We start from the raw sequence: 16561 nt of genomic DNA, 5'->3' as shown, positions 1-16561 counted from the left end.
GGTGATGTGGGGTAATGTTGACTTATTTGTAGAGATCAAAAAACACCCTCATCTTTTCAGATTGAGGATGTTCAAAGTGCTAATAAAAAATCATTTAATCGTTATTCTTAACGAGAAGCCAGCCGGAGTATGTTTTGCCATTTGGAAGAGTAATGACGTACCAGTAGCTGGCAGTAGGAATGGCCCGTCCCGCTAAAGTGCCGTCCCATACGATTTGGGTATTTGTATTTTGTTCAAACAATAAGGTCTGATAGCGGTCAAAGATCTTCGCATTGGTCATTTTGCTCCCGAATATCTGAAGATTTCTCACCACCCATTTATCATTGCGGCCATCTCCGTTGGGTGTAATGGTATTGCTAATCTGTAAAATCAATTCCTGATGGGTTACAATACATTCTTCGTTTTCAAATTTCACATAAAAAGTAATAATCTCTCCCGGTAAACTATTGAATACATTGCTCGTCTGCCACGTTATTCCGTCTATAGAATACAGTATCGGCTTTGATCCCGTGGCAAAGACCGTACAGACTCCTCCATTGATCCCAATAGTCTGAATGACCGGAACTTCAAAATATTTCACTTCCATAGTTCCTGTATAGGAACAGCCATTGTCGGAAGTTACCGTAAGGCTGTAGATACCGGGTATTTTAATTCCTGTAACCGTTGCCGAAGTGGAGATGGTATTTCCACCAGGGTCTTTCCAAAGGTAGCTGATAATCGTGTACCCCTGAATATTTGCCGTGTAGGTAAGTGAGCCTTCAGGACAGATGTATTGCGTAGGTATGGTGAAAAACGGAGGCTTTTTTAAAGACAGCCGGATTTCAGCTTTTTCGGAACAAAATCCGGGAGCACTTACTTTTACATAGATGGTATTGGACCCTGTATTCTGATTAAATAAATAGGCGGAAGGATTCGAAATGGCATTGGTTCCTGCATTAAGATCAGCCAGAGAAGAATAGTAAGTAAACGTTACATTCGCACCGGTATACATCTGCTGTTCAAACTGGGTTAAATTGACATTCTCAATTCCATCATTTCCTGTATCACACACATTGTTCAGCTGGAACGGTCCCGGATTCTGAAGCGTCAGTTTGGTTCCGAATACAAAATTGATCACCGCAATATCATCACAGCCCGGTATATTCTGAATTTTCACCCAAATCTGAGTAGGAAAAGGCTGCGCAGAATAATTGGAAGGATTCGGAATTGGGCTCACTCCGTTTTGGGCGTTCTGCTGGGTCAGATAAAAGCTAAAAGTATTCAGTGGATTAGGAATATTAACCATCGAGCCGGTAAAATTCAATAAATTCACTTCATAACTTCCATCTAAATTTTCATCACAAACACTGATGGTGGTACTGATCGCTTTAGGAGGAAAATAAGTATTGAGCTGGATAGAGGCCACGGAATAACACCCGGTAGTATTGGATTGGAATCTCGCCCAGACCGTTAATGTAGAAACATTTGTAGTGATACTGTTTCCGATCTGCGTGGCCGGATTTCCTGCACTGGCATCCGCAGCAGTCAGATAGTACGATATGGTCATTGCTGAAAGCGGCTGTGTGTTTTGAGCTGGAATGAACATCTGACTGACAGCATTACCAAGCTGAAAGGTTTCATTTAAATCAAAATTATTGTCACAGGTATTCAGTACGGCATTATTCAACACGATGGGCGGCAGAAATGTCATTTGTATATTGACTTTTGCTACTGAAAAACATTCGCTGTTATTCAGTTCAATTTTAACATAGACTGTAGCATTTCCTGTCACCAGAAACTGTCCCGGGGTATTGATCTGATTGGAAAATGTGTTGGTCGCAATATCATAATCCAGATAATACGTGAAGGTGGCATTCGATCCGCTGTAAATCTGTGGCTCAACCAGAAGTAAATTGTAGATCTCCGACCCGTCATTGTTATTATCACAGATATTGGTAAGGGAAATATTCAGATTTGAATTGACGCCTGCATTGGCGCTGAGACTGAAATTCACAGGATAAATTTCATGACAGTTGTAAGAGCTTATTTTAACAAAAATCTGCTGGTTTCCTGTAACTGTGAGCGTAGTTATTTCATTCACTCCATTTTGTGCATCAGCCTGAGTAAGGTAAAATGCTGTGGTGGCATTCTGACTCCCTACAATGGCTGCGGAGTACTGAGACAGCTGTATATTTTCGGTACCATCCTGATTTGGATCACAAACCGGGAAATTAGATTTAATGATAACAGGATGCACCAGATTAACGTTAATTGCTCTGATCGTATAACAAAGATCGGACTGTTCAAAGCGGACAAAGTAGGTTTTTATAACGAGGCTTCCGTCTGTCGTAATGATTTGATTCGGGCTGATGGGATTCACTCCTGCAGTAGCAGCGGTATAATCATCGTAAAATTCAATCACCGGAACGGTAGGCGGCGCAACAAGCATTCCTGCCGACAGCGCAGTAAGATTGATGCTGATATCATCCGTTCCGTTAAAGCAAATGTATTCATTCTTTTCATTGGCCTCAATTTCTGTAAAAGTGACATTCATATTAACGGTAACAACGGCAAAACAGCCATTCGGGATTTGAACTCTTATAAAAACCTGATATACTCCATCCCTTATCGTCGTCAAAGGCGTTCCGGTCCCTGTTACAGCCTGATCATAGGTCTCATATGCTGTAAAAACCGCGCCTGGCTGGGTGGTTATTAGAGGTCCGATATTCAGGACATAATCAAACGGTTCGCTATTGTCCGCATTGATATCACAAATGGTGTAAGGAAAATTTATTGGTGAATTAATATTAACCCCGGGCTTAAACTGAAAATGTACCGGTCCTAAAACATAGGTACAGTCAGAGTCCTGAAGCCTTATCCAAAGATTAAGAGCCGTCGTTATATTCGCCGTGGTCATTGCATTGGTATTATTTTGTGCATCGGCCTGTGTCGGATGATAGGAAGTACCTGTAGTTCCAGGCGGAAAAAGTTCGTTATTGAGCAGGGAAAGGTTATAATTGGGTTCTACATTATCATTATTGGTATCACAAATTTCTACAGTGGTTTTAAGTAAACTTTTGGTTAGAAAATTCAGGGTTAAAGCCGCGGTCCTGAAACATCCAGGAACATTAGGATTCTGAATTCTTACATATAAAACCGTATTGGCAGTAAGGGTGTAAGATGCCGGAAGGGCATTCGTGCCATTCTGAGCATTTTGCAGAGTTGAATGAAAGGTAAAATTAAAATTAGCAGGATTCTGCGAAGTGAGATTGGATTGAAAACTATTTAAATTAACAGTAACAGGTGTATTTCCACAAAAATTCCGGGTATAATCTTTGGCTGCGGGATAAGAAGGATCAAATGTAACGGCAAAATCATCGGTTAAAGTAAGGGTACTGCTTCCGCAAATAGCAAAATTGACATTGGCCGTGTAGGTTTCATTCTGTGTAGGGCAAAGCGTTGTCTGAATTCCTGTTCCTACGGTTTGGCCCTGAGAATCCGTCCATGTGACTTCAGGAACGATATTATTTCCCAGCGGACTGAACTTCCAGCCTTCCTGAGAAGCCTGCCATACGCCGGTATTTCTTGTAGCAGGAGAGTATCCTGCTGTTCCGTCTGCATTCATCACTCCAATGAGGGCATTTTCAAATTTTCTGGTCGGACACGGAGTCAGTTTTTTATCTACAAAAACTTCAATAACATTGGTGGTCTCGTGCAGGACGATCTGTGAAGAGGAGCGGTCTGTACAGCCTGCTACCCTGCCTTCATAAAAACTGACCACAAATTTTCTGTACGGTGCATTTCCAATCGTAGAATAGTAAATTTCGGAAGAATCTCCGGAAGAAAAAACAAGGTCGTGATAAACCCCGAAAATTGAATTTTTGGAAAGACCGGGATTAGGATTCTGCCACTGTACATTGGGATAATTGATATTCCCTAGTTGATCAACGTTAAAAGTAATCATCCCGTTGGAACCTATCACAAGAGCCTCAAAATGCTGATTAAAAAAACAAAATTTAAAAGGAAGATCCAGCTTCAATGCAAACAGATCATCATAATCTGCATTCACAGGCGTTCCCTGATTCAGAGCAACCGGTGGATTATAAGGTGTCGAACTTACTTCGTAGCTGGTTGTCTGCTTCAGCACAGGATATTCTACATGAAGAGCCAGACAGCCATTGGCATCGAGATTGTTATTGCAGGTTACATTAAAGCTTTCGTTTCCTGATTCATCTTTTACTTTTACATCTCCCGGGGTTTGAGAAAAAACCAAAACCACAATAAATAACATTAATAATTGTAGAAGTTTCACCATCTATTGAAAAATTTAAAATAATTAATCACAATACTATGGTAAAACTAATAATTTGTTAAATCATTTCAATCCGTTAAATTCTGTAACAAATCTAAAGTTAACATAAATAAAAAATTAACCAACTGATAAACAGTTGGTTATATGTGTAATTATTAACAAAAAAAATATTTTCAATACATACGACTTAAGTACTACCGCATGACATCTTCGTTCTCTTCTTCGTGATCATCCGCATTATCACTGCGGCTCCAGTAGTTATTCTCTTCATCTTCAGAGCCTATTTCTTCCATATCGTCATCATCTTCAGTGCCGGGTATATCGAGGCCCTTATCTATTTTATCATCGTCTTCTTCATTCAGAATAGGATTTCCGTCGCCATCGAGCGGAATATGCTTTTCCTTGTTAAATATATCTTCACTCGGACTGTAGTCCATTTCTTCGAGTTTTCTGTTCTGTTCGTTGGTATTGTCTTCTGGTGTCATAATATCAGTATTTAGTGTGAAAGGTATAGAACAAAAACGGTTCCAACCTTTCTTTTTGCGGTTAGTGATTTACAAAAATATGACAACTAATTAGCGAGATCGGTATTATTTATTTTGCGTTGGGGAGTTTTTATTTCATCTTTGAGCCTTCCGAATTTATACGTGATATTGAAACCGAAAGACCTGTAATAGTCTCTGATATAATTATTCTGCCCGAATGTGTCGCCAAAAGTTTCTGTAACTGCTTTTCTGTAAGTATTAAACGGATTATTTATAAAGGCCGAAAAGGAAAGTTTATGGGCAAGGACACTTTTACTGATACTGAAGAGCGAACCGGTAAAAGCATTGGTCGTACTTTGTAAACCTGCGGGCATTTTGCTGTTGATCTCCATATTTGAACTGACGGTCCAGCTATTTTCGAACTGATAACTGGCAGACAGATAGATGTAGTACGTAAACAGATTATTTTCAACACTTACATCATTCACCTTTCCATTGATAAAAAAGAAGGCAGAATTTCCGTTAATACTTATATTCAGCTTTTTGGTTACCGGATAATTGAAATAATAATCAAGTCCAAGTCTGGTTGCATTACCCGAATTTTCAAAGGTTGTTTTTGTAATATTCGTCATGGGATTATAGGTTGAAACTTTCAGATCAATTTTATTGGAAAAGGAATACGAAAGTCCAACATTCAGATTTACTTTTTTATTATAGGAATAACTGGTCATGATATCGTTGTTCACTACAGATTTTAAGTAGGGATTTCCACTTATTTCAAAATAGGGATTAGATTGATTAACAAATGGATTCAGACGGATAATTCCAGGTCTCTTGATCCTTTGGGAAAAGCCGACACTGATACTGTGATGCTCTTTCCAGGTTTTCCCTATTGAAATATTCGGGATAAAATTGAAATAATTCTGATCAACTCCGGTATTGGTGGCCGTGAAATTCACATCAGTTGCAGTACTTTCTGCTCTTACCCCTGTCTGGAAATTCCAGTTTAATAAAGAGAATTTCGCAGAAATATAAGCACCATAAATATTTTGTCTGTTGAAGAATTTATCCGAATTATTTACATTTTCCGGTACGGATGTATAATCGCTGCTGTTTTTCCTGAGTATAGCTTTCACTCCTGTTTCGAGCGCTATTTTCTCTATATTTTTCACAAAATCGATTTGAAGAGTATGTTCACTGTTCCGGTTAGCGTTATGCTGATCAATTCTGTCTGACACAAGATGGATCAGGTTCTGAATATCTGAAATAGCCATTATGTCATAGTCATAACTATTGAATTTGTAGGACAGCGTTAAAAGCTGGCTTTTATCATGCTTAAAACCAATCTGATAATTGGCAGACGTTTCAAAACCTTTCCCTTTGCTTTCAGAATGGTTATTGGAATTATTATTTTCCGAAAGGACATTCTGCTGATAAAAGTAAGAATCCAGAAGATCCTGAGACTTGCTGTTGGAGATGTTTGAACCCAACTGTACGTTCAGCAATTGTAAACTGTCTATTTCATAACTTATATTCGCATTAAAATATCCACCACTGCCTTTGTTTGAAGTTCTTCCATCCTGTTGTAGCCTGCTGGAAACCATATTCTGATGATTGTGATAGTCTATTTGAGGATTGTTTCTCAGAAAACCGCCACCATAAACAGAAATACCCAGTTTTTTATGTTTCGCATTTAAAGAGAATCCCAGATTCTGTTCCTGTTTGGGAAATCTCGTTCCAAAAGTAACGGCAGCATTATATCCGTCATTCATTTTTTTTGTGGTAATGATATTGATGACTCCTGAAGCTCCTTCTGCATCATATTTTGAGGAAGGATTGGTAATAATCTCAATATTCTGAATGGTGCTGGCAGCAATACTTTTCAATACTTCCTTTGCATTGGTATTGAGAAGCTGTGTTTCTTTACCGTTGATGAGTATTTTAAAATTGGGGTTTCCTTTGAAAAGTATATTTTCATTGGCATCTATGGACAGGTAAGGTAATTTTCTCATCATTTCGAACACATTTTTCGCCCGGCTTTCGGGATCAGACTGAATATCATAAACCAAACCGTCTATTTTACTTCTGATTAATGGTTTTTTGGCGTTGATCAGAACCTCTTTTATAGATGTTTCACGATTAAGAAACAAAGTTCCAACATTTGTTTGATCGGCTTTAAGGCTAACCGTTTTAGATCCGAATTCTGAGCTTACAATGAGAAGTTGCAGACTCGTGACATCTTCATTAACAGGGATTAAAAACGATCCGTCTTCGTTTGAAATTTCTGTCTGAATAATCTGTTGGTCCTGATCAATAATTTTTAAAGAAGCAAAAGGAACGGCCTTGCCTGAAACAGAATCCTTTATGTTCCCTGACCATAGTTTCTGGGCACACAAACTTTCTGCAAAAAGCAAAAAAAATAAAATTGAAAATGCATATATACGTTTCATAGTAGGTTGGATTAAGGGCATAAAAAACCCCGGAGCAAAGGTTTTTGCCCTTAAAATGGTTCAGGATTTTTATGGATTAGTTAAAGAGAGAAGATTATTTCTTCTGATTTTTCATCAGGAAATAATAAGTAAGAAAACCGAGTGCGACAAAGACGGTCAGCACTCCATAAGGAAGCGGTGTATTTTCATCATGGGGAAGAAATTCCAGAACAATAAGTCCTGCTCCACCGAACAACAGGATAATTCCCCATTTCAACATCTCAGAATTAAATCCGGTAAGATTGTTAAGGATGATATACATACGCTCATCGATATTTTCCTTATTCAGGATCTTCTTTTTCAAATTATAATTGGTGATCACAACAATAATTATAGCTATGGCAATTAACATAGCGATCATGACTATAAAGGGTGCCAAATGTTTCATAACAATTTAGATTTAATCAATAGACAAAATACTATAGCTAAAGGTTACAAAAATTGCAATACATTAGAAATTTGTAACCTGAACGCAAAAAGATTGTCTAATGTAATATGTTTGATGAAGAAAAAACCATTAATGAGATTCTGAAGGGAAACCTTGGCGCTTTTCAGCATATTGTCAAGCAGTATCAGAATTTGGTCTATTCTATTTTAAACAGGTTATTAAGTAATGATGAAGATATCGAGGATGTAGGCCAGGAAGTTTTTATAAAGGTTTATGATCATTTGAAAAACTTTAAGAGAGAATCTAAACTTTCCACGTGGATCGCTAAAATCACCTACAATATTGCAGTTAATTACCTGAAGAAAAATTCAAAATATCAGTTCAATATCATTGATGATGATTCAGATTTCAGGTTTTCTTCCGAAACTCCGGAAACAAAACTGATAGGGAAAGAATTCGAACTCTACATCAACAGACTGATCAGTGAACTGCCTTTACCTTACAGAACGGTCATTACATTGTATCACATGGATGATTTCAGTATTCAGGAAATCAAAAATATTACAAAATTTCCTGAAGGAACTATAAAAGGCTATTTATTCAGAGCAAGAAAATTATTAAAAGAAAAACTTGAAAAAGATGGATACCCATAAAGATAAAATAATTCAAAAGATCATTGATGATCAGCAAGATTTCCAGGAAATATCTGAGAATGACCTCAACATCTACGGGTTGCTTTACCACTCATTGGAGCAAAAGCCTGATGCAGGGTTTCCATTAGGATTTTCGGATACAGTCATCAGAAAAATTGAAATGAAAAAGCAACGTCAATTCAACCTGAAATTATATGCCCTGTTTTCAGTAGTGCTTGTCATGTGCCTTGGTTTCCTGCTTACTTTTTTTAGTGAAGATCAGTTTTCAATGATGATTTCTACCGCGATGGAACACAAATACATCATTCTGTTTTTCGTGTTCATAATCACGTTGCTGCAGCTAGCCAGTCATTTTTTTACCATAAAAAAATTGGAAAGATAATTTTCTCCCCAATTTTATTATTACTCATTACTATTGCTCATTACCTATTGCTCATTACTCATTATTTACTCTCTATCCTGTATAGACTTCCGGATTCGCACAATAAGGTATTTTTTCGCCTTTAGAAAACGCAACAATATTCTCGGCAGCTATTTTGGCCATTCCGGTTCTTGCTTCAATGGTGGCTGAACCGATATGTGGTAATACACAGACATTCGAAAGTTCTAAAAGCGGGCTTTCTTTAGACATCGGTTCAGGATTCGTGACATCTAAACCGGCTCCCCAGATTTGTTTTGAAATCAATGCTTCATAAAGATCCTTTTCGTTCTGAAAACCGCCTCTTGCTGTATTGATGAAAATCGCGTTGTCTTTCATTTTTGAGAAAACGGATGCATTGAAAAGGTCTTTCTGCTCAGGAGTGAAATTAGCATGAATACTCAGAACATCAGATTGTGCAATCAGTTCTTCGAAAGAAACATAAGAAGCATTTAGTTCTTTTTCAGCTTCTTCATTTTGATGACGGTTATGATAAATAATATTCATATCAAAAGCCGCTTTGGATTTTTTAGCCATTTCAAAACCGATTCGTCCTAACCCTAATATTCCCAAAGTCTTCCCATACAACTCCTGCCCTAAAGCATGTAACGGATCAAAGTCGCCCCAGTTGCCATCTTTTACTTTCTGAAAATTGTAACTTGCTCTCCTCGCCACCGACTGCATCAACAGGAAAGCAACATCAGAAGTGGCTTTACTGAGTACATCCGGCGTATTTCCCACGGGAATATTTCTACGGTTCGCTTCGTTAATATCTACGTGATCGAAACCAACGGAATATAATGCGATTGTTTTTATATTGGGACATTGACTAAAAAAATCTTTGTCATATTTAAATTCTCCGCCCACGCTTAAAACAGCATCGTGATTCTGACAATAGATCAGCCATTCTTCGTGAGATAAATTTTCATGTTCCGGAATAAAAACTTCCAGTCCGGCTTCTTTCAGCATATTAATTCCATTTTCAGGAATTCTTCTGTTTACAAATACTTTCATTATTTATTTCGATTTAGATTTCGTGTATTTCAACAAAAAACCTCACTCCTGTTACAAGTGAGGTTCTTTAACTTTTGTATTAAAAATTACTGATGTTTATCTTTATTTTTGTCCCAGGCTTCTGAAGCCATCTCCTGAATTTCTTCCCAAACATCTTTTGCAGATTTCTGTGCATGAGCCATAAAGCCCTGTTTGGTTGCTTCCTGATTCTTCGTTTTCATATCATTCATATAATCCTTCACCTGCTGTCCATAGCTTTCTACATGATATCCGGGATTATTATGCAGGTTTTTCTGAATATTACTAAAATCGTGTGAAGATTTAAATCTATTCGTGTCCATAATAATACAATTTAAGTGATTAGGTTCTTGTTTGAATCCAATTACTATTCCGAAGCCGTCTTAATGTTTATTAAAATGTGATTTTTTTTAACCACAAAAGACACAAAAGTTTTCTAAGACTTTAGTAAATTTTAAGTTTAATGCTTCATGTAAAAAAAGTTCACATAAGTTTCCAGAAAAAATCAAAGATTTTTATGCAGAATAATATTAATAAAAATCTGCGCCATCTGTGAAATCCGCGGGAGACAAAAAATTGAACCATTAAGAATGAATAAGTTTTTAAGAATATTAAGTTGAGATCCGCTTGAAGCAGACTAACTTAAAAAATCTTCAGATTTTTCTTCACTTTTCTTATCATCTTCATTGATCTTAATGGTTTAAAATAAACAGTCTTTTGAAGGAAAATATATTAATGATTGGTATCTCCCAACATAGGAACGAATTTATAAGCCCCAAATTCTTCTTTCTCGAACTGAGTGGGAGCTGTTTTTGTAAATCTGTACAGGATCTGTTCATCAGTAGGACCTAATGGAATAACCATTGTTCCACCAATGTTCAATTGTTTCAGTAATTCCGTAGGCAGCACCGATGCTCCACACGTAACGATGATCTTGTCAAAAGGAGCAAACGTGGGAAGTCCGGCAAAACCATCTCCGAAACTCTGAAATTTCGGATTTAAATGCAGCTCGCGGAACTTCTTTTTTGAAAAATCAAAAAGATCTTTCTGCCTTTCCACCGTATATACCAAAGCTTTCATAGCAATCAGAACGGCAGTCTGATATCCACAACCTGTTCCGATTTCCAGCACTTTTTCTCCCGGCTTCACCTGCAACAGCTCAGACTGTTCCGCAACGGTTGAAGGGTGTGAAATCGTCTGGTGTGATAAAATGGGAAATGCCCGGTCTTCATAGGCAAAATCCTCAAAAATACTCTCGATAAAAAGGTGTCTCGGAACTTCACTCATTGCCGAAAGTACATTCTCATCCGATATCCCGATCTTATGTCTTAAATATTCGACTAAGATTTTTCTTTTTCCTTTATGTACAAACGAATCATGCATCATTAGTAAGATAGTAGTTATTAGGTTGCGTGTAGTAGTTTCTACAAAAGTAAAAAAACTATCAATACTTATCAACCTAAATGCAACAAGGTATTTCCTAATACCTAAAATTCTTATCTTTACCAAAATAAAAATCTATGTTAAAAGCAGGTTTGGTAGGTGCCGGACATCTGGGAAAGATCCATTTAAAACTTCTTAACCAGTCAGATAAGTACGAGCTGGTAGGTTTCCACGATAAAGACATTGAAAACGGAAAAAAAATAGAAGCTGAATTCGGATATAAATACTTTGAAAATTTCGATGAACTTCTTGAGCAGATCGATATGCTGGATATTGTGACGCCTACAGTCTATCATTACGATTATGCTTTAAAAGCGATCGAGAAAAAGCTTCATTTTTTCATTGAAAAACCAGTAACCCAAACGCTTGAGCAGGCAGAAGAAATCCTTCACAAATGTCAGGAAAACGGCATCAAAGCACAGGTAGGACATGTTGAAAGATATAATCCTGCTTTTATCGCCACAAAGGAATATATCAATAATCCGATGTTTATTGAAATCCACAGGCTGGCAGAATTCAACCCGAGAGGAACGGATGTTTCTGTAGTTTTGGATTTAATGATCCACGATCTGGATATTCTATTAAGCATGGCGAAATCAAAGGTTAAAAACATTCATGCAAGCGGTGTATGTGTAGTAAGCAAAACTCCTGATATTGCCAATGCCAGAATAGAATTTGAAAACGGCTGCGTCGCCAATCTTACCACATCCAGAATTTCAATGAAAGCCATGAGAAAAAGCCGTTTCTTCCAGAAAGACGCGTACATCTCTGTAGATTTCCTTGAGAAAAAAGCGGAAGTGATCAGAATGAAAGATGCCCCTGAAAACCCTACTCCGTTTGATATGATCATTGAGAATGCAGACGGAGAAAAAAATCAAATACTTTTTGAATATCCGGACATTCAGCCTAATAATGCCATTCTTGATGAATTAAATTCTTTTGCAGATGCGATCACTGATGGTAAAAATGTAGAAGTTTCTCTGGAAGACGGAACTGAAGCTTTAAAAGTTGCCCTTGAAATTGTAAAACTGATTTCTTAAAAAAGATCTCACTATCATATTTTAACAGGCTGTTGTGGTATCCATGACAGCCTGTTTTATTTTAACGATAATTTTACATGAATTAATTTTTATTTTTCTAATTCACTGAAAATAATCTGTTTTCGTTACATAATTTTAATCTTTGTTCTGGATTTTTTAAATATATTTGTCTTTCTGAAAACAATTATTCTATAATCCTCTCCAATAATTTAAAGATATATGAAAAGAGTTATCTTATTATCCGCTTTATTATTGTCTCAATTTGGGACATCGCAATTATTAAAAACCGCCGGACAGAAAATCATTAATGACAAAGGTGAAAACATTCAGCTGCGGGGTCTGGGTCTCGGCGGATGGATGCTTCAGGAAGGATATATGCTGAAAACCGCAGATTTTGCAGGTCCTCAGTATAAGATTAAAGAAAAAATCTCTGAACTGATCGGTGAAAACGGAATGAAGGATTTCTATAAAGCCTATCTTAAAAACGGTATTACCAAACAGGATATAGATTTTCTTGCTAAAGCAGGATTCAACTCTATAAGGCTGCCTATGCATTATGATCTGTACACGCTTCCTATTGAAAAAGAGCCGGTAAAAGGACAAAATACCTGGCTGGAAGAGGGTTTTAAAATGACGGATGATTTGCTGAAATGGTGTGCTGCCAATAAAATATATTTAATTCTTGATCTTCATGCAGCTCCGGGAGGACAGGGAAATGACGTCAATATCTCAGACAACGATAAAACAAAACCTTCACTTTGGGAAAATACTGAAAATCAACAAAAAACAATTGCTCTTTGGAAAAAGCTTGCGGAACGGTATAAAGATGAGCCCTGGATCGGCGGTTACGACCTGATCAATGAACCGAATATTAATTTTACCGGAAAAAATCCGAATGGTACCGATGAAATGTCCAATGCCCCACTCTGGAAACTTCAGAAAGAAATTACAGCGGCCATTCGCGAGACGGATAAAAAACACCTGATATTTATTGAAGGAAACGGCTGGGGAAATAACTACAACGGACTGATCCCACTGTGGGACAACAATATGGCATTCAGTTTTCATAAATACTGGAATTATAATAATGATGAGACCATCCAGTCTATCCTTGAACTCAGAAAAAAACACAATATTCCGATCTGGCTTGGGGAAACCGGCGAGAATTCCAATGTGTGGTTTACGGAACTTATTCAGCTTCTTGACAAACACAATATCGGCTATGCGTTCTGGCCTATGAAGAAGATTGATAATATTGCGGGAATCACCAATGTAAAAACCACTCCTGAATATGAAATACTCCTCAATTATTGGAAAAACAGCGGTGAAAAACCATCTAAAGATTTCGCAACGAAAGCATTGATGCAGATAGCGGAGAATTATAAGTTCAGTAATGTTGAAATCAAAAATGATGTTATTGATGCTATGTTCAGGCAGGTAACGGACGATACGACCAAACCGTTTAAAAACCATCCGGTTCCGGGAAGAATATTTGCATCAGAGTACGATTTGGGAAGAATGGGTTCAGCTTATGTTGATCATGATTTTGTCAACCTTTGGGTAAGTGATCCCAAGAAAAGATCTGAGTGGAATTCCGGACAGCAGATGAGAAATGACGGTGTGGATATTTATCGCTGTCATGACGGCATTACCAATCAATACTATGTAGGAAAAACAGAAAAGGGAGAATGGCTTCAGTATACCGTTACTGTAAAATCCGAGAAAAATTACACGTTCAATATCCGATATTCAGGCAGCAATGATACCAATATTAAGCTTGAAGATGCTTCAGGAAAACAATTGGCCAATGTTTCATTACCTTCTACCGGTGGAGAACGAAACTGGAAAACAGTATCCGTTAAAAATGTCCCGCTCAAGAAGGGTACAAATAAAATCAGGTTCCGCTTTGAAGGCAACGGTTCGAATCTGAATTATTTTGAAATACAGTAATAAATATCTTAAATTGCAGATCCCTTTTAGTGTCTAAAAGGGATCTTCTTTTAACCTGTATATTATGAAAAAAATAGGACTTTTCTTTCTTCTGATTTCATCATTGGCAATGGCTCAAAAATCTGTTTTGGAACAAAAAATAAATTCAATTACAGAAGGTAAAAATGCAACGGTTGGAGTTTCGGTTCTCGGTTTTGAAAATAATTTTAAATACAGTAAAAAAGGAGGTCACCCTCTTCCGACTTTAAGTGTATTCAAATTTCATATTGCCTGTGCAGTACTGGATCTTGTAGATCAGGGAAAGCTGTCTCTGGATCAGAAACTTTTCATCAAAAAGGAAGATATGCTGGAAAATACGTGGTCGCCGATCCGTGAAAAGTATCCTGATGCTAATGTTTCATTGACATTAAGTGAAGTTCTGGACTATACCGTTGCATTAAGTGACAATAACGGCTGTGATGTTTTATTAAGGCTTATCGGAGGACCGCAGACCGTTCAGAAGTTTATGGACTCAAAGGGAGTAAAAGGCTTCCAGATCAAACACAACGAAGCCGAGATGCATAAAAGCTGGAAGGCTCTTTATGAAAATTACAGCACACCCAATTCTGCAATTCAGGTTCTGAAAAAATTCTATGATGGAAAACTGCTTTCCAAAAAATCTACTGATTATCTGATGCAGATCATGCTCGGAACCAAAACCGGCACCAATAAAATTGTTGAACAGCTTCCTAAAAATACACCCGTAGCCCATAAAACCGGTTCTTCCGGAAAGAATGACAACGGTCTGACTGTTGCTGAAAATGATATGGGAATCATCACCCTTCCGAACGGAAAACATTACGCAATTGCCGTATTTGTAAACGATTCCATGGAAACGGATGCTGTGAACTGTAAAATGGTTTCGGATATTTCAAAGGCGGTCTGGGACGATTTTAATAAGTAAAATATTAAGCTTATTTTTAAAGCTGAAAAACCGGTAGAATGTCATTTCTCCAACCCGGAAAACTATTGATATGAAAAAAATAGTATTAACAACATTCCTGTTCTGTTCAGCGTTTCTTTTTTCGCAAAAGAGCATGAGCTATGTCCGTATAAGCTATGGCAGTATCTGTTGTGGAACACCTTCCACCAAGCCTGTGACAGATTATCTGAAAAAGTTTGAGAAAAGCAATCAATTGAGGGCTTTTGAAGTCTTACATCAGGGCGGCATGGGAAGAGAAGGTGAATTTAATTTATACATCGGAATTGATAAACTGGGTAAAAAGCAGAAAACAGCTTTCGCAAAAGGCCTTCAGTCTGTCATCACATCACAAAACAAAACCAGAAAACAGGACCGTGACGGTAATGTGAATTTCGATCCGGCGGTGACTGTTTATAAATCCGATTTAACGGACATTAAAAATTTAACTATCTATAAAAAATAAAAGAAAAAATGATCAAAAACATTGTAGTTATTGGAGCTGGAACCATGGGGAATGGTATTGCGCACACTTTTGCACAAAGCGGATTCAAAGTAAATCTGGTAGATGTATCTCAGGATGCACTGGACAGAGGACTGAAGACAATTACAACGAACCTTGACAGAATCATTGCAAAGGGAAACCTTACTGAAGAGCAAAAAGCTGAAACATTAGGAAACATTACCACTTTTACAACCCTTCAGGATGCTGCCGGAAATGCAGACCTTATTGTAGAAGCAGCTACTGAAAATCAGGATCTGAAACTGAAGATCTTCGGACAAATGGATGAACTGGCACCTGCCAACTGTATTCTTGCAACCAATACCTCTTCTATTTCCATCACGAAAATCGCAGCAGCTACCAAAAGAGCTGACAAAGTGATCGGAATGCACTTTATGAACCCTGTTCCTATCATGAAACTGGTAGAAATCATCAAAGGATATTCTACATCTAAAGAGACTTTCGATGCGATTTATGATATGAGTAAGACCTTAGGAAAAGTTCCTGTAGAAGTGAACGATTACCCTGGTTTCGTAGCGAACAGAATTCTTATGCCGATGATCAACGAATCTATTGAAACGCTTTACAACGGAGTAGCTGGCGTAGAGGAAATCGATACGGTAATGAAGCTTGGAATGGCACATCCGATGGGACCTCTTCAGCTGGCAGATTTTATCGGTCTTGATATCTGTCTTGCGATTCTTAACGTGATGTATGACGGTTTCAAGAATCCTAAATACGCTCCAAACCCACTTCTTGTAAACATGGTGATGGCAGGAAAACTGGGGGTAAAGTCCGGTGAAGGTTTCTATGATTATTCAGAAAGTAAAAAAGCTGAAAAAGTTTCAAAAATGTTTTTGAAATAATTTTAAGTCAATAATTTTATTTATCTTTGATTAAAGTTAAAATATT

At 37.5% G+C, this 16561-nt stretch carries 14 protein-coding genes; 7 read left to right on the top strand and 7 right to left on the bottom strand.

What is annotated here, in order from left to right; all coding sequences use genetic code 11:
* Positions 1–94: 94 nt before the first annotated feature.
* From BUA72_RS07270 to BUA72_RS07255, 4 genes are all read right to left on the bottom strand, one after another.
* Entirely contained in the window at positions 95–4294 is a 4200-nt protein-coding gene (locus BUA72_RS07270) for a T9SS type B sorting domain-containing protein (protein WP_083544135.1), read from the bottom strand.
* A gap of 191 nt (positions 4295–4485) precedes the next feature.
* A complete protein-coding gene (locus tag BUA72_RS07265) occupies positions 4486–4776 on the bottom strand; it encodes a hypothetical protein (protein ID WP_047451641.1) in 291 nt (96 codons plus the stop codon).
* A gap of 86 nt (positions 4777–4862) precedes the next feature.
* Positions 4863–7226 carry an outer membrane beta-barrel protein gene (locus tag BUA72_RS07260; protein WP_072922356.1) on the bottom strand — a complete coding sequence of 788 codons (2364 nt, stop codon included), beginning with the start codon at positions 7224–7226 and terminating at the stop codon, positions 4863–4865.
* A 94-nt stretch (positions 7227–7320) separates the two neighbouring features.
* The gene (locus BUA72_RS07255) at positions 7321–7653 is read right to left on the bottom strand and encodes a DUF6249 domain-containing protein (protein ID WP_072922355.1); all 333 of its coding nucleotides are present in this window, start codon (positions 7651–7653) and stop codon (positions 7321–7323) included.
* Between the two features lie 107 nt (positions 7654–7760).
* Here BUA72_RS07255 and BUA72_RS07250 point away from each other — a divergent pair, with 107 nt between their 5' ends.
* Both BUA72_RS07250 and BUA72_RS07245 read left to right on the top strand, forming a co-directional pair.
* Positions 7761–8306: an RNA polymerase sigma factor gene (locus BUA72_RS07250; RefSeq protein ID WP_047451648.1), complete on the top strand. Its 546-nt coding sequence runs from the start codon at positions 7761–7763 to the stop codon at positions 8304–8306.
* Positions 8293–8688 (top strand): hypothetical protein, encoded by a 396-nt coding sequence (locus BUA72_RS07245; RefSeq protein ID WP_072922354.1) that lies wholly within the window; start codon positions 8293–8295, stop codon positions 8686–8688. Before BUA72_RS07250 ends, BUA72_RS07245 begins: the two co-directional genes overlap by 14 nt.
* 72 nt (positions 8689–8760) lie before the next feature.
* Here BUA72_RS07245 and BUA72_RS07240 read toward each other — a convergent pair whose 3' ends face one another.
* From BUA72_RS07240 to BUA72_RS07230, 3 genes are all read right to left on the bottom strand, one after another.
* Positions 8761–9738 carry a 2-hydroxyacid dehydrogenase gene (locus tag BUA72_RS07240; protein WP_072922353.1) on the bottom strand — a complete coding sequence of 326 codons (978 nt, stop codon included), beginning with the start codon at positions 9736–9738 and terminating at the stop codon, positions 8761–8763.
* An 86-nt stretch (positions 9739–9824) separates the two neighbouring features.
* Positions 9825–10079: a prevent-host-death protein gene (locus BUA72_RS07235; RefSeq protein WP_072922352.1), complete on the bottom strand. Its 255-nt coding sequence runs from the start codon at positions 10077–10079 to the stop codon at positions 9825–9827.
* A gap of 409 nt (positions 10080–10488) precedes the next feature.
* Positions 10489–11139 carry a protein-L-isoaspartate(D-aspartate) O-methyltransferase gene (locus BUA72_RS07230; RefSeq protein WP_034725013.1) on the bottom strand — a complete coding sequence of 217 codons (651 nt, stop codon included), beginning with the start codon at positions 11137–11139 and terminating at the stop codon, positions 10489–10491.
* A gap of 137 nt (positions 11140–11276) precedes the next feature.
* Here BUA72_RS07230 and BUA72_RS07225 point away from each other — a divergent pair, with 137 nt between their 5' ends.
* The 5 genes from BUA72_RS07225 (at position 11277) to BUA72_RS07205 (ending at position 16515) form a co-directional block, all read left to right on the top strand.
* Positions 11277–12239 (top strand): Gfo/Idh/MocA family protein, encoded by a 963-nt coding sequence (locus BUA72_RS07225; protein ID WP_047451657.1) that lies wholly within the window; start codon positions 11277–11279, stop codon positions 12237–12239.
* A gap of 219 nt (positions 12240–12458) precedes the next feature.
* Positions 12459–14189 (top strand): cellulase family glycosylhydrolase, encoded by a 1731-nt coding sequence (locus BUA72_RS07220; protein ID WP_072922351.1) that lies wholly within the window; start codon positions 12459–12461, stop codon positions 14187–14189.
* Between the two features lie 64 nt (positions 14190–14253).
* Positions 14254–15132, top strand: coding sequence for a CGA/CIA family class A beta-lactamase (gene bla-A, locus BUA72_RS07215; RefSeq protein WP_072922350.1), 879 nt, complete (start codon positions 14254–14256; stop codon positions 15130–15132).
* Between the two features lie 70 nt (positions 15133–15202).
* The gene (locus BUA72_RS07210) at positions 15203–15613 is read left to right on the top strand and encodes a hypothetical protein (protein WP_072922349.1); all 411 of its coding nucleotides are present in this window, start codon (positions 15203–15205) and stop codon (positions 15611–15613) included.
* A gap of 11 nt (positions 15614–15624) precedes the next feature.
* Positions 15625–16515 carry a 3-hydroxybutyryl-CoA dehydrogenase gene (locus BUA72_RS07205; RefSeq protein ID WP_175548866.1) on the top strand — a complete coding sequence of 297 codons (891 nt, stop codon included), beginning with the start codon at positions 15625–15627 and terminating at the stop codon, positions 16513–16515.
* The last annotated feature ends 46 nt before the right edge of the window (positions 16516–16561 follow it).

It is taken from the genome of Chryseobacterium sp. OV279 (genome assembly GCF_900128945.1).
Lineage (GTDB): Bacteria > Bacteroidota > Bacteroidia > Flavobacteriales > Weeksellaceae > Chryseobacterium.
The sequence above is the reverse complement of the archived record's forward strand: the minus strand, read 5'-3'. Positions and strand labels throughout refer to the sequence as shown.

What these genes read in the sequence shown, in the direction of transcription:
- BUA72_RS07270 (WP_083544135.1), bottom strand. Translation starts at nt 4,294, where the DNA reads ATGGTGAAACTTCTACAATTATTAATGTTATTTATTGTGGTTTTGGTT.
- BUA72_RS07265 (WP_047451641.1), bottom strand. Translation starts at nt 4,776, where the DNA reads ATGACACCAGAAGACAATACCAACGAACAGAACAGAAAACTCGAAGAA.
- BUA72_RS07260 (WP_072922356.1), bottom strand. Translation starts at nt 7,226, where the DNA reads ATGAAACGTATATATGCATTTTCAATTTTATTTTTTTTGCTTTTTGCA.
- BUA72_RS07255 (WP_072922355.1), bottom strand. Translation starts at nt 7,653, where the DNA reads ATGAAACATTTGGCACCCTTTATAGTCATGATCGCTATGTTAATTGCC.
- BUA72_RS07250 (WP_047451648.1), top strand. Translation starts at nt 7,761, where the DNA reads ATGTTTGATGAAGAAAAAACCATTAATGAGATTCTGAAGGGAAACCTT.
- BUA72_RS07245 (WP_072922354.1), top strand. Translation starts at nt 8,293, where the DNA reads ATGGATACCCATAAAGATAAAATAATTCAAAAGATCATTGATGATCAG.
- BUA72_RS07240 (WP_072922353.1), bottom strand. Translation starts at nt 9,738, where the DNA reads ATGAAAGTATTTGTAAACAGAAGAATTCCTGAAAATGGAATTAATATG.
- BUA72_RS07235 (WP_072922352.1), bottom strand. Translation starts at nt 10,079, where the DNA reads ATGGACACGAATAGATTTAAATCTTCACACGATTTTAGTAATATTCAG.
- BUA72_RS07230 (WP_034725013.1), bottom strand. Translation starts at nt 11,139, where the DNA reads ATGCATGATTCGTTTGTACATAAAGGAAAAAGAAAAATCTTAGTCGAA.
- BUA72_RS07225 (WP_047451657.1), top strand. Translation starts at nt 11,277, where the DNA reads ATGTTAAAAGCAGGTTTGGTAGGTGCCGGACATCTGGGAAAGATCCAT.
- BUA72_RS07220 (WP_072922351.1), top strand. Translation starts at nt 12,459, where the DNA reads ATGAAAAGAGTTATCTTATTATCCGCTTTATTATTGTCTCAATTTGGG.
- bla-A (WP_072922350.1), top strand. Translation starts at nt 14,254, where the DNA reads ATGAAAAAAATAGGACTTTTCTTTCTTCTGATTTCATCATTGGCAATG.
- BUA72_RS07210 (WP_072922349.1), top strand. Translation starts at nt 15,203, where the DNA reads ATGAAAAAAATAGTATTAACAACATTCCTGTTCTGTTCAGCGTTTCTT.